Raw genomic sequence first — 12999 nt, forward strand, 5'->3', positions numbered from 1 at the left:
TAGGGAACAGGGAACACTTAACTGGGAACAGGGAATAGGGAATAGGGAATAGGGAATAGGAAAAAATTAAGATAGGTGTACCTCACGATTGCTGAGAAATGCTATATAACATTTTCAAAAAAGAATGTTAGGAATAGTAAGGGCAATAAAAATAATTTTAACGAGATGTCCCTGTGACAAAAAAGATGATTTATGACCTAAAAAATGGTATTTAAGCCATTCCCATACAACTCCTGAATCCTCAAGCTTGACTCCTAAAAAATCTCCTAGTCATTTGTAACAAACATTGATCAAATTAGTATTAACCCATAGTTTACACTTCTTACTACCAAATATCCTTTAAAGCTTTTAAATCTGCTTCTGTTTCAGTATCCATTTCTGGTAAAGGGCGTTCCATTAGAGTAGATAAAGAAATATCTTGATTATTATAACTTTGTAAGCCCATTTTTTTCAAATAATCTTTAATTCTAATAATCATATTCTGGCGATCGCCTTCAGCAATATCTTCACTTAACCAAATTTCTTCTTCTATTGTTGGTAGTAAATAACGTTTAAGATATTCATAATCTCTTTGAGCAGTTATTTTCTTTGCTTTTTGAAACAAACCGTTTATTTTAGGCAATTTTTCCCATCTTTGTTGCTTAGATTTTCCTAATCGAAATAACATATAACTATATTTTTCTACAGGTTTACTATCTTTAATAAAAGCTGTGCCTTTACCTGGAGAACCTAAACGCAAACTATCATTAACTATACAAAGTTGCTCATAATTAATATCTTTTTCTTCTGCTAAAATTGCAACAAAATATCCTGGTTTAAGACTATTTGCACCACCATTACCTACTTCTTCAAAGCTTTGACGATAGCCTAATTCTAAATTGGCATAACCACTTCCTGTTAGTTCTTCTATTCCTTCATAAAGAGGTTGAGCAAGTTTAATTACACTTGAAAGTTCAGGTACTACTAAAAGATCAGAAAAACGCCCGATTATTTTAATAAACTGTTTAATTACATCACTAGCTTCCATACTCAATAATCTTGCATCTAATGTAACTAAACCTCCATTAAAAGGAAACAATTCTGTAAGAGGATAGTTATATTGAATCACTCTATCTAGGTTTTTTTGACTTAATTCCTGCATATAGTCAGGTTTTGCTAAATAGGGAACTACCGTTTTTTTTCCTCCTCGCTCATATTCAATTTTGGCATGAACTACAGGATAACGCTTATCAAATAATATTCTCCCTAAATACATTTCTACTAAATAAAGACGACAGTAGGAATTACCTGCGGTGAAAGGAGTAGCATCATATTCAGGATAAACTCGATATTCGGGTAAAAAATAGGATATATATTTACGGGAATTATCTTTAGTAATTAAGGTCATAATTTTTCTATAAGATAGAATTTGTGATTTTTGAAATAATATAATCTATGAATTTATTATCGTCTATAGACAAGTTTGAATCAATTTTATTGATAAACTCTAACAACACAATTAAAGCCATTTTTTTTGTAGAACCGATCTTGATATAAGTTTTAATAAGTTGTGCTAAGAGACTAATAATAAATTGATTTAAAGGTTTATCTAATTGGACTAAATTACAAACATTTTCAAGACCACAAACAGTGAGAAAATTTCGGCGATCGTCAACCGGCTGTAAATGTATTGTTTTGGTTAAAACTGACTTCAATGCTGTAATTTAATCACAATTAAGATACTGTACTAAATTAAAGTAATTTTCAGATAGTAATGAAAATTCTTTTTGAATTAATTTTTCTTTAGCTTGACTAACAGAAGCTATAATTGGTTTTTTCCTAATTTCTTCAAATATAGTTCTAATAAAAATTTTTATATCATTTGAATCTATAGTTTTTTGTAAAGAAATATATTCAGTATCTCCGTTATTATCCCAAAAGAAAAGACCTGGTAATTTTGAGTAATCCATAAATTCTATTCTTTTTAAAACAGTAAAGTTTTCTATGTATTCATAGGCATCCTCTAGATTTTGGAACTGTTCTAAGTTAGGATAAATATCACAATATTCTCCAGAAATAGTATCTAATGCTCCCCAATTTTCCAAAATATATTGAAAAATATATTTATCTTCAGAAGTATATAAAAAAAGTGAGTGAAGTGGTACTTTTTTATATCTCTCTAAAAAATCTTGTGCTGATATATTTATATTTTTTACGTTTGCCCCTATTTTTTTGAATTTTTGAATTAGATTATTTGATTTCATTTCAATTATATTAAGTTTTTTTCTTGCTCGATCATATCCTTTCCAATCACCACTTGTTGTAAATAAATAATCAAAACCTAGACGCCACTTTGTTATTAAATCATTATTATTTTTGAGTTTTCCTCCTTCAAATTGATCGACAATATCTAATAATTGGTTTTCAGGAATATTTCGTAAAGAAGTTATCTGAGGATAATTTATTTGTAGCCATTCTAGAAAGTTAAGCATTGTATAACCACGAATAGGATTCATATTATTTCTCCTTGATTTACTGATTCATTTTTGCCTATTTTATCCAGGTTTTCAGGAATATTTCGTAAAGAAGTTATCTAAGGATAATTTATTTGTAGCTATTCTAGAAAGTTAAGCATTGTATAACCACGAATAGGATTCATATTATTTCTCCTTGATTTACTGATTCATTTTTGTCTATTTTATCCAGGTTTTCAGGAATATTTCGTAAAGAAGTTATCTGAGGATAATTTATTTATAGCTATTCTAGAAAGTTAAGCATTGTATAAACACGAATAGGATTCATATTATTTCACCTTGATTCATTGATTCATTTTTGCCTATTTTATCTATTTGAATCTAAGTTTGAAGCAATTTTATCCAAAAAGCTATTAATAGGTATAGCAGTCATTTTTTCTGTAGTTTGTGCAGCCATAATTCCTATATTTCCTCGATGAATCGCAATAACTTCCCAATTTTCATTAAAAATAGGCGCACCAGAAGAACCTTGATCAGTGGTTAAACTATGTAACAGTAAATCATGGCTTAATTCTTCAATTTTTCCTAAAGTAGAAACAGTGGCTAAGTCTCCATTAGGATGATGAATAATACGAATATTATCACCTGTATTAATTTCCTGTAGATTGAGAGGAAGAATAACTTGTGAAGTAGGATTTTGTAGTCTCACTAAGGCATAATCAAGATCATTAATACTAGAACAAATCATTGTATCTAGACTTAAATCAAGGGGCATGATAAAAGCGTTAGTATCACAAGCTGTATTTTGGCTATTATAGTTAAATCTTGCCCATGCTTCCAAGGAATTTTGGAGAACATGATAACAAGTAAGAAGTTTATTTTTACTGACAATAAATCCTGTACCAATGGCTTTTCCTTTCGGTGATTCAATTCTGACTACTCCACAGCGACATCTTAAAGCTTTTTCTTCTCCTTGTTTTATGAGTTCTTTAAATAAAATAGAGTTTTATCTGTATCTGAAAGCTCATATATTTCGATTCCTTTTTCATCTTGTTCATATAAATTTTTTAGAAAAGCAACTAAAGGATGAAAATTGGGATGTTTGCTATTAAAGTTAGGCTTGGAAAATTCTATTATTAAAGCCATAGCTAAACTTGGTGCGTTATTAGTATTTAGGGGAAATTTTCTAATAGATTTAGCATCGAAACTAGCACCATTTAAAAAATTTCTACGTTGTTGATAATCATAAATATCATCACCCCATCTCGTTAGTGCTTCTTGTAAAGGAATGCGATATTCTTGTTCAATAAAACTGTCTAGTTCCATAAGAGTATTTGCAGAATGCCAATAGTATGGTTGTTCATTACAGCAGTTTCCGAGGCGTGTGAGGTGAATTTTTTTTTCACTTCAGTAAATAGGAAATAGAGATTAATCTTCAACTGTACCTCAGCATCCTCATGCATTGCTGTAAATTTAAGACAAAAGCATTACACCTCACCAATGCCTGTTATTGTTGAACTGAAGTATCTATAGCAATCAGGAATGATTTATGAGATATTTAAGAACGATTAAGATCAATCAAAATATTTTCATATTCTGACTCCTAATTGCTACTAAAATCTCACAACTGAAATATGATTGCTATAGTGTCAGAGAATTTTCTGAGTAGAACTGACCTGCCCAATTTCGAGACTGGCGCACCGGACCATCTTGTTGATATAAAAGTGGATTATTAATATTAGTTTTATTCTCTAAAATACTAACATCTTGTTCAAAAGTTTCTAAAACATCTTGTTTTAACATCCTATTTAAAATCAAATTAAAAGGAAAAGGTAGCACTTTCTTCACACTGTAAAATATGGCAATATCAAGATACTCATTATCTATTGGTGTTCCTGTAAAAATAGTTAGCAAACCTAGCTTTAACTTTCCTTCCGTCCAGTAAAAACTAACATCATAAGCAGGTCCATAATAAATAGTAGTAACTGAACCATCTTCTAATACTAATTTCCCTGCTGCTAAGGAAGATAAATTATATTTCTGAGACATTCTATGAGTTAAAATTGGTCCGTTGATTTCAACTCCATGACTGTAGGCACTTTTAAAGGTACGACTATGTAAATTATATAAATGGGAGACATCGACACTATTATCCATGTAATCTTGAAGAGTAGTGCGTACCTTCCACTGACGGACTAAACGTAGGGGAGTCCATTCTTGAGAAATTAGTTCTGGTATTTGAGGTATTTCCCAGTCAGGAAGTTTTCCTTGATTATGGTAGTACATCATTATTAGACCATTAAGCTCCAGTACAGGCCAGCTCTGTATTTTGGCTTTGGGTTTGTTTTGGGTTGGATAGGGAATGGCAGCACATTGTCCATTTGTATCCCAGTGCCAACCATGGTAAGGACATCTTAGGGTTTGGCCTTCTATTTTACCTCCATGAGCAAGATGAGCACCCAAGTGGGGACAGTGAGCATCAAGAATATGAGGTTTACCATCCTCTGTACGAAATAGTACGAAGTCTTTTCCAAAGTAATGAAGTGGTATGACTCTTTTGGTAGATAAATCTTGACTTCTGGCAACACGAAACCAGCTATTAGGGAGGTTTGAATGCATAATTATCTTTTCTTGGATATAGACAAAAATTACCTTTTAGTCTATATAGGATAGAGGTTGCTTGCCAACTAGAAACATTAAAAAATATAAAATTTTCTTGGGCTTTATTTGAATAATTAAAATAATTAATTTTTAATATCAAATCCGTTAGCATTGGTATAATTAGATAGTTAATTAGGAGTCAGGTAGAAGAGCTGTCTCCTTGGCGACTTACAAAAATTAGGAGGGAAAAGAATTTAGGAAGATTTGCGTTATGGCTGAAGCTGAAACATTTTTTTATCTTGAATTAAGCAGATTTGATATAACCTAAGAAAATCGGCTTTTGGGCAAGAGGTTTTGGGCATTAAAAGATTAGATAAGTAGTTCAATAATTAATAATTAAGTAGGTTGGTTTAATTATCCGTAAAATAGCAATGGAGATTCATGCGCGGTGAGAACCAATTGAGGACTTGCTTATGGGTTCTTTTTCAGATTTTTGATTTCAACGTTTATTTATGCCTACCTACTTACCTCTTAATTAAAAAGAAGAGGATTGGTTAAAAGGAATTTTTTTGACTTGAAATGAGAGGCTTTAAACCTTATTTTTAGGTAAGTATTTTAATTTTATTTGCCTGGCTAGAATAATAATTATATTTGATTGTTAATAGTTCTAATTTTGGATTTAACTCCAATTTGAATTAAAATTAATAATAAGGATATACCAGTTAAGGTATATCTAAATTTATCAGTATAATACTCGTTTTATTCAAGATAAAAATTTAGCATTAACTAGCTATCAGCTTTTAGCATTCAGCTAGCCTCCTGGGTCGTAACTGCGTTAACAGCTTTTTGAGTTTTGGTTAAAATCTTTTGTAATTATGGCGGAGGATTGTTCAGTTAAAGTTAAAATCCCCATCTTGGTGTTATAAAAATAATTTTACTCATTGCTGAGTCAGAAGTGCTGACTGCTTCTTTAACAGAAATTTACGAGTTCTTAAAAACCTAACTATCGGAAATATTGGCTGATGAAAATAAAGAACTATTAGCATTATAATTTTTAGGAAATTTTGGTGAATTTAAGAGCAAGAAAATGATTTTTTAATAGGCAGAATTTATATGATTTCTTGGCTATATAAGAATTACAATATAGCACCCAGCAGATGGTACTCGCCTTGCGATCGCCTCTGATGTTGTGTAGCAAAACAGCTTGAATAAAAACTTTACAGCTAATAGCTTTAAAGTTTTATAGTTGTCCTAAGTTATGCTTTAACTGCTATGGTATTAAAAATTTAATTTCTTGATCAAGATGAACTTTTAGCTTCAATTCAAACAAAGACGATTGCCAAAAAATAATATTAAAGCTCTAAAGTATATTCACTGGGTGAGATTTTTAAGAATGGCATTTCGTGACAGAATAATTTGGTTAATTAAAACCATAAATATAAGTTTGGCAAGTTTAAATATCTAATGTAATTCCTATTTCATTAACTCCGTTAATAGTTATAGAGATATTAAGTAGGTGAAGTGAGTTGAATTATCCTTCATTAATGGATAATCAATAATTACCTCTCCCTAAAAGGTAAAGGATTGGCGCTTAAGGAAAAGATTTATTTCTCTTGGTTGATTGGATATGCCGTTTAGCTAGCGCAAAACTGCGTTAACGCTGCGCGACATGAAACGCGTAGCGTCCCGGAGGGAAAGGAGACCCGCTCTTGACAGAGCCGCTTCCTCTTACAGAGGAGCTGCGCTAACGCTAACGGCATCCCTCAACCGCTTTTTTCCCCTTTATTGGGGAGGCTTTAAACCTGAATTATTTAATTATTTAATTGTTTAATTATTAATTATTTCGGTAAAATAGCAATCAATGGAAATTCAAAACAGTAATAACTAATTGATAACCGCCTTCTGGCTTATTTTCCATATTTTTTGTTTTAACATTTAGGTATTGCTGAAATAAGGTATAAAATTCGTATCGGAGTAAGATTGATAGTAAGGAAAAAAACTATTTAGACTACTGAAGACTGTACGGGCGATTCGCGAATCGCCTCTACTAAAAATCATACAATCATTCAGCAACGCCAACCTTTATTTATCTACCTACTTAGTTCCCCTTATCCTTATATATGATTAAAGTTTGAGAATTTGTTTAAGCAGGATTCCCAAATCGAATCAACTAATAAAAGTTATTCCCACAACTCGTTGATATTTTTTTTTGCTAATCCCAATTCCTTCTCCAATCTTATTAAAAACTGAATTTCTAGGAACGAAGTAATCTGACAGAAGCTTTCTTGCCATATAAAGGTAAAATAATTTTGCCCTGATACTCCTGACAAGAAATTCCCATTAGAAAACTACAATCTTCTATATTTTGTCTATGCAAACTACAAAAGTAGAACGAGTTAGAGGAGTTAACGACATACTCCCAAACACTTACCAAATCGATCGACAAATCAAAAGTACACTTAGTACCAATTTTGAATCCTATGGCTATCAACCCATAGACGTACCACTCATAGAATATACAGAACTCTATCTGAAAAAATCTGGTGAGGACATTATTTCTCGTCTCTACGACTTCGTTTACCGTAACCGTCGCCTCTGTCTAAGGCCAGAATTCACTGCCTCAGTTGTCCGTGCCTATCTGGATCACCTCCAAGAACTACCTCTGCCAATGCGACTTTATTATACTGGGCCAGTATTTCGTTATGAACAGCCCCAGAAAGAAAGATATCGGCAATTTACCCAAATGGGAATAGAACTAATTGGGGCGACAGGAGCGATCGCTGATGCGGAAGTTATTTCTATGGCATCTCAAGGTTTAGATCGTTTAGGTTTAACTGAATATCAAACATTTATTGGCCACGTTGGACTTCTCAACAATTTTCTAGACCATCTTGAGTTAGATACTCGCCTTCGTAGTTTTTTACTTACTCAGATGGAAACTTTAAGAACCGAAGGTAAAGAGGTAGTAGAAAATCGACTTGCGGAAATTTATCCAGCTTTTAAAAAAAATACTTCTGTTGAAGAACAACTAGACACAAATACGACAACAACAAAAATTGCAGATATTCTACAAAGTTTAGAAGAAAGTGAGGCACGAACAGCAATTTTTGAGTTGCTGGAAAGTATGAAGATCGGACTCACAAGCACTCGCGCACCAGAAGAAATAGTTGACCGTTTGTTAGTAAAAATTAAACATCAAGACCAAACTCAACAACTCAATCAAGCACTAGAGTTTATGACCGAATTGAGTCAACTAAAAGGAGAACCACTTGCTATTTTCAAAGAAACAGAAAAACTCCTTTCAGCTTATAGTATTGATGGTTATGGGTTGGCACAATTACAAGATATTTGGAAAAGTTTAGAAGCTTTTAATATCGACAAAAATCACATTAGTCTTGACCTGGGAATTAGTAGGGGTCTTCAATATTATACAGGTATGGTTTTTGAGATTTATGACAGCAACTTAGGAGTAGAAAGAAAATTATGTGGTGGAGGTAGATATGATGATTTAGTTGTCAGTTTAGGGGGTGTAAAAGAAACTCCAGCAACTGGTTTTTCTTATGTGATGGAAGCTTTGAGAAAGGAGTTAGTAGAAAAGGAAAATTTGAGTTTGAATAATTATCAATTTGTTGAAGTTTTAGTGGTTGGTTTGAGTAGAGAAGATTATAGTGATTCTGTGAGAATTGCTGAAAAATTAAGAGAATTAGGTTTGCGAGTAGAAACTGATGTTATGGCAAGAAATATTGAAAGTAATATCGAATATGCAAATCAGCAGAATATTCCTTTTGTAGCTATTTTAAATTCTGCTGAAAAACAAGAACATAAACTGCTTTTGAAAAATCTAGACTCTGGCGAAGAACAAAATTTAGAATTGAATGAAGTAGTAGATAGAGTTAGAAATAATGTAGTTAAGCAAAGATAATTGGGGTTTGCTGAAAAAGTATACATTGTAAGGGTAGGAGTTAGTTCATTAATGGATAATTACCTCTGGTTAAAACCGTGAGGGAATTGAAAATAAGGAAATATCCTAGCACTTTTCTCGCGTTGGTGATTCGATATGGTTAGGTAACCCATCTATCCAAAGACCGCTTTTTCCCCTTTAAAGGAGAGCCTTTATACCTTAATTATTCGGTAAGGAAGCCGGCACAAAGGAAATGGAAATTATAGAGAAGGTAGGAGGAATAATTATCCCTTGATTTTTCCACCCTTGTGTAATCAAAATCTTAACTTTTTGAGCTTTTTGGATTGAAAAACTTACACTTTTTTAGAGCAAAAAAGATTAACCAAAAAGACTAAAGTATTTACAGATAAAGGCTTTGAAAGTTAATTAGCAAGCCCTAATTGTATATCTGATTGACGTTCAAATTAAGTAGATAGGAAAATTACAGTAGATTTCATAGAGCTAGCTGAATACTTACTAGGTACTTAATTTTAGTTACTGAAAACTAAGACCCTAAAATCAAATGACAAAAGATCAATTTTTAAGAATAGCTTTACCAAGTAAAGGTGCTTTAGCAAAAGGAACGATGAACTTATTGTCATCTTGTGGCTTGAGTGTATCTAGACCTAATGAAAGACAATATTTTGGTTCAATCCCTGCTTTGCCACAAGTAAAAGTTTTATTTCAAAGAGCAGCAGATATTTTTACAAAGGTGGAAGAAGGAAGTGTTGATTTAGGAATTACAGGTTATGATGTGGTTTCTGAAGAAGGTCAATCCCATGATGATGTAATAGTAATTTGGGATAAATTAGGTTATGGTAAATGTAAATTAGTTTTGGCTGTTCCTGAGAGTTGGGTAGATGTTTCTTCTATAGAAGATTTAGCAGAGTTAACTCTCTTATTTAGAGATAAAGGAAAAAATTTGAGAATTGCTACTAAATATCATCATCTTACCCAAAAATGGCTCTATGAAAAATTAATTGTACATTTTTCTTTAGTGGCAGTTCAAGGTGCAATGGAAGCTGCACCAAGTATGGGATATGCTGATATGATTGCTGATATAACTAGCACTGGCACAACTCTTAGAGAAAATCGTTTAAAGCAAATTGAAGGGGGTATTCTTCTCGACTCGCAAGCTTGTTTAATTGGTAATAAACGCTTATTACAAGAAAGCGAAATTAAGTTGGAAACAACTAAAGTATTTTTAGAATTAATTGAGGCTCAGATGGAGTCGAAAAAGTATGTGTCGATAACTGCAAATGTCTATGGTAATTCTCCAGATGAAATTAGCGATCGCTTAATACATAAAGCAGAATTAAATAGTATTGCTGGTCTACAAGGTCCAACTATTGCTAAAGTATATTCTGGAGAAAAAAATAATTGGTATGCTGTGACAATTGTAGTTAAACAAAGTATGTTATTGCCAGCAATTAACCATTTGAGAAATGTAGGTGGTACAGATATGACAGTTTCTTCTCCTAATTATGTTTTTGCTTCTAAGTCTCAAATTTATGAGTCATTTTTGTCAAAGCTAAAATAATCTTTTATTGGTTGGGAAAGTAGTTCTTTTTTTAGGGAAAATATTGATTCTATTTAACCCATCTCTAATCTAAGTATTCAGCTCTTAGCAGTCAGCTATCAGCAATACCATTTGTAAAATTAATAAGTTTGAACTTTTAACTAAACTAAAATGCCACATACAATTGTTACTAATATTTGCGAAGGTGTTGCTGACTGTGCTAATGCCTGTCCAGTTGCTTGTATCCATCCAGGACCTAGTAAGAATACAAAGGGAACTGATTGGTATTGGATTGATTTTGAGACTTGTATTGACTGTGGAATTTGTCTGGAAGTTTGTCCTGTAGAAAAAGCAATAATTGCTGAGGAAAGACCGGAATTACAAAAGACTCCAGAGTAAGTCTTTCTGAGGAAAAAAAGTTTGAACTCTAAGTATTTGGAGAGAATTGACATACTCCCGACGCTCCCCTACGGGAAAAATAGGGATTCTTCAGCCAGAGAAAAACTGACCGCAGTTTTAACAGAAGTGATGTCCTCCTCCTGTGTTGACAACAATCCTATCTTTTGTATTAGGAGTGCTGAGTTATAGTCTCTGTCTAGTTCCTGTCCACATTTAGGACACGAATGCCAGCGATCTGATAAACTTTTAGAGACTTTATTCAGACATTCCCAACAATGTTGAGATGTACCTTTGGGGTCTACTTTGATAATTCTTTTACCAAGTTTCCAGGCTACATACTCCAAAACCTGAACAAACTGGCCAAAAGCTGCATCTTGCAAAGACTTATTTAGTCCTGACTTAGCTGATTGACCATTGGGTAAGAATTGACCATTATCACCTAATTTAGCTTTGCAACGTCGGACTAAAGAAGCTATTTGTAGGTCTTCTAAAAATATCACCTGACAATCACTCAACAAATGATAAGCTAGTTTGAATTGCCAATCTAAGCGTTGTCTAGCTATCAACTGATGCAGTTTCGCTATTTTACCCTTGAGAATCTTCCAAGGTTGAGAATGTTTTTGTTTTTTAGCTAATCTTACCTGAAGTTTAGATAATTTATTTTCAGAGAACCTAAAAAACTTAGGAACTTCAATAAATTCTCCATCACTGGTAACAGCATAGTGCAATAATCCTAAATCAATGCCTTTTGAGTTTTTTAAGGTGGGTTGAATTTCTGCAACCTCTACAGGGACAGTCTTATCTTCTACCGTGAAACTGATATAGTATCCATCAACTTCACGGATTACTGTACCTGTCTTAACCTTGAATCCTAATGGTATTGAGCGATTGTAGACAAAGGGGACTAAACCAATCTTTGGTAGATTTATACAAAAACGACCGTTGGCATTTTTAACTATATTGGCATTTGAGAACTGAGGATAACTGAAAGAATTATAATAATGCCGACCTTTAAATTTAGGTCTACCACTGGTTTTACCCTTTTGATCGGGTTTAGTAAAGTTATCCATTGTTGTTTGTACACGCTGAATAACATCTTGCAAAACCTGAGAGTGCATAGACTTATACTCAGGGAAAAGTTTTTTAGTCTGTGCTAAATCTGCTAGCTGCACAGTCTCCCAAACAACATATCCACTAACTATGTTTGGATGCTGATCCCCTTTCTTTGTAATCGGATTACCATTACTATCTTTTTTTCTGCCATCTCGTGTTTGTATCCTAAATTCAGGGATATTCTGATAAATCTGGTCTACTGGGACTACTGAAATATTAAGTGGACAAGCGTTTACTGGTGTGCGCGTTGCTTCAAACCAGTTTAACCTTTCAGCTAAACGGTAATTATATTGCTTTCTAGCCATTTCTAACCAATTGGCTATAATTATCGTTTGACTTTTATGGGGTTTTAGCTTGTACTTGTATTTCAACAGCATAGAGAATCGACATCCTGCACTATACATCTGTTATTATAATGACTGTATGTCTAATTGTCAACAGCTATAGCCAGATAATTATGAAAAAAGATTTTGTATCTAGTGGTAGAGCCGTATCTGACATGAAAGCTCACTTAGTCTTGGTAACTAAATATAGAAAAAAGGTAATCAATCAGGAGATGCTCAAACGATTAGGAGAAATAGTAGATAATCTATGTACTAAATGGGACTGCAAACTAATAGAATTTAACGGTGAACCTGACCATGTACATTTGCTATTCCAATACTACCCGCAGCTTGAGTTGCCTAAATTTGTTACTAATCTAAAATCTGTGAGCAGTAGGAGACTTAGAACCGAGTTTCCAGAACAAATCAACAAAGCTTATTTCAAAGCTGTTTTTTGGAGTGAATCTTATTTTATTGCTAGCTGTGGTGGTGTAAGTATTTCAGTGCTAAAGAAGTACATACAAAATCAGGACAAACCATCGACATAACGCCCGACTTTCATCCCGACGCTCCCCTCCCCCCTTTCCAAGGGGGGTTAGGGGGGATGGAGAGCGCGGGACAACAGTCGGGAGAGTTAAATCTAAAATCAGG

General features: G+C 33.1%; 11 protein-coding genes. 4 read left to right on the forward strand and 7 right to left on the reverse strand.

Going from position 1 to position 12999, the window contains the following annotated elements; genetic code table 11:
• Nucleotides 1-325: 325 nt before the first annotated feature.
• The 6 genes from F6K40_RS18585 to F6K40_RS18605 form a co-directional block, all read right to left on the reverse strand.
• Nucleotides 326-1387 (reverse strand): hypothetical protein, encoded by a 1062-nt coding sequence (locus F6K40_RS18585; protein ID WP_293138441.1) that lies wholly within the window; start codon nt 1385-1387, stop codon nt 326-328.
• Between the two features lie 7 nt (nt 1388-1394).
• Complete coding sequence (locus F6K40_RS40935) at nt 1395-1694, reverse strand: hypothetical protein (protein WP_365671941.1); 300 nt, start codon at nt 1692-1694, stop codon at nt 1395-1397.
• A 9-nt stretch (nt 1695-1703) separates the two neighbouring features.
• The gene (locus tag F6K40_RS18590; RefSeq protein ID WP_293138443.1) at nt 1704-2495 is read right to left on the reverse strand and encodes a hypothetical protein; all 792 of its coding nucleotides are present in this window, start codon (nt 2493-2495) and stop codon (nt 1704-1706) included.
• Nucleotides 2496-2820: 325 nt separating this feature from the next.
• Nucleotides 2821-3453, reverse strand: a complete 633-nt coding sequence (locus F6K40_RS18595; RefSeq protein WP_365671962.1) for a trypsin-like serine peptidase — start codon at nt 3451-3453, stop codon at nt 2821-2823.
• A complete protein-coding gene (locus tag F6K40_RS18600; RefSeq protein ID WP_293138445.1) occupies nt 3432-3779 on the reverse strand; it encodes a hypothetical protein in 348 nt (115 codons plus the stop codon). The genes F6K40_RS18595 and F6K40_RS18600 overlap by 22 nt, the downstream gene beginning before the upstream one ends.
• A gap of 315 nt (nt 3780-4094) precedes the next feature.
• Nucleotides 4095-5072, reverse strand: coding sequence for an aromatic ring-hydroxylating dioxygenase subunit alpha (locus F6K40_RS18605; protein WP_293138447.1), 978 nt, complete (start codon nt 5070-5072; stop codon nt 4095-4097).
• 2353 nt (nt 5073-7425) lie between these two features.
• Here F6K40_RS18605 and F6K40_RS18610 point away from each other — a divergent pair.
• From F6K40_RS18610 to F6K40_RS18620, 3 genes are all read left to right on the forward strand, one after another.
• Entirely contained in the window at nt 7426-8976 is a 1551-nt protein-coding gene (locus F6K40_RS18610; protein ID WP_293138449.1) for a histidine--tRNA ligase, read from the forward strand.
• 541 nt (nt 8977-9517) lie between these two features.
• Nucleotides 9518-10534: an ATP phosphoribosyltransferase gene (gene hisG / locus F6K40_RS18615; RefSeq protein ID WP_293138451.1), complete on the forward strand. Its 1017-nt coding sequence runs from the start codon at nt 9518-9520 to the stop codon at nt 10532-10534.
• 150 nt (nt 10535-10684) lie between these two features.
• Nucleotides 10685-10912, forward strand: a complete 228-nt coding sequence (locus tag F6K40_RS18620; RefSeq protein WP_293138453.1) for a ferredoxin family protein — start codon at nt 10685-10687, stop codon at nt 10910-10912.
• Nucleotides 10913-10980: 68 nt separating this feature from the next.
• On the opposite strand, the gene F6K40_RS18625 is transcribed toward F6K40_RS18620, so the two are convergent.
• Nucleotides 10981-12429 (reverse strand): RNA-guided endonuclease InsQ/TnpB family protein, encoded by a 1449-nt coding sequence (locus F6K40_RS18625; protein ID WP_365671947.1) that lies wholly within the window; start codon nt 12427-12429, stop codon nt 10981-10983.
• 53 nt (nt 12430-12482) lie between these two features.
• On the opposite strand from F6K40_RS18625, the gene tnpA reads away from it, so the two are divergent.
• Nucleotides 12483-12896, forward strand: a complete 414-nt coding sequence (gene tnpA, locus F6K40_RS18630) for an IS200/IS605 family transposase (RefSeq protein WP_293138457.1) — start codon at nt 12483-12485, stop codon at nt 12894-12896.
• Nucleotides 12897-12999: the final 103 nt, after the last annotated feature.

It is taken from the genome of Okeania sp. SIO3I5, assembly GCF_010672085.1.
Taxonomy (GTDB): domain Bacteria; phylum Cyanobacteriota; class Cyanobacteriia; order Cyanobacteriales; family Microcoleaceae; genus Trichodesmium.

Bases quoted from the DNA above. Each gene is read 5' to 3' on its own strand.
- F6K40_RS18585 (WP_293138441.1), bottom strand. From the start codon at position 1,387: ATGACCTTAATTACTAAAGATAATTCCCGTAAATATATATCCTATTTT.
- F6K40_RS18590 (WP_293138443.1), bottom strand. From the start codon at position 2,495: ATGAATCCTATTCGTGGTTATACAATGCTTAACTTTCTAGAATGGCTA.
- F6K40_RS18600 (WP_293138445.1), bottom strand. From the start codon at position 3,779: ATGGAACTAGACAGTTTTATTGAACAAGAATATCGCATTCCTTTACAA.
- F6K40_RS18605 (WP_293138447.1), bottom strand. From the start codon at position 5,072: ATGCATTCAAACCTCCCTAATAGCTGGTTTCGTGTTGCCAGAAGTCAA.
- F6K40_RS18610 (WP_293138449.1), top strand. From the start codon at position 7,426: ATGCAAACTACAAAAGTAGAACGAGTTAGAGGAGTTAACGACATACTC.
- hisG (WP_293138451.1), top strand. From the start codon at position 9,518: ATGACAAAAGATCAATTTTTAAGAATAGCTTTACCAAGTAAAGGTGCT.
- F6K40_RS18620 (WP_293138453.1), top strand. From the start codon at position 10,685: ATGCCACATACAATTGTTACTAATATTTGCGAAGGTGTTGCTGACTGT.
- F6K40_RS18625 (WP_365671947.1), bottom strand. From the start codon at position 12,429: ATGTATAGTGCAGGATGTCGATTCTCTATGCTGTTGAAATACAAGTAC.
- tnpA (WP_293138457.1), top strand. From the start codon at position 12,483: ATGAAAAAAGATTTTGTATCTAGTGGTAGAGCCGTATCTGACATGAAA.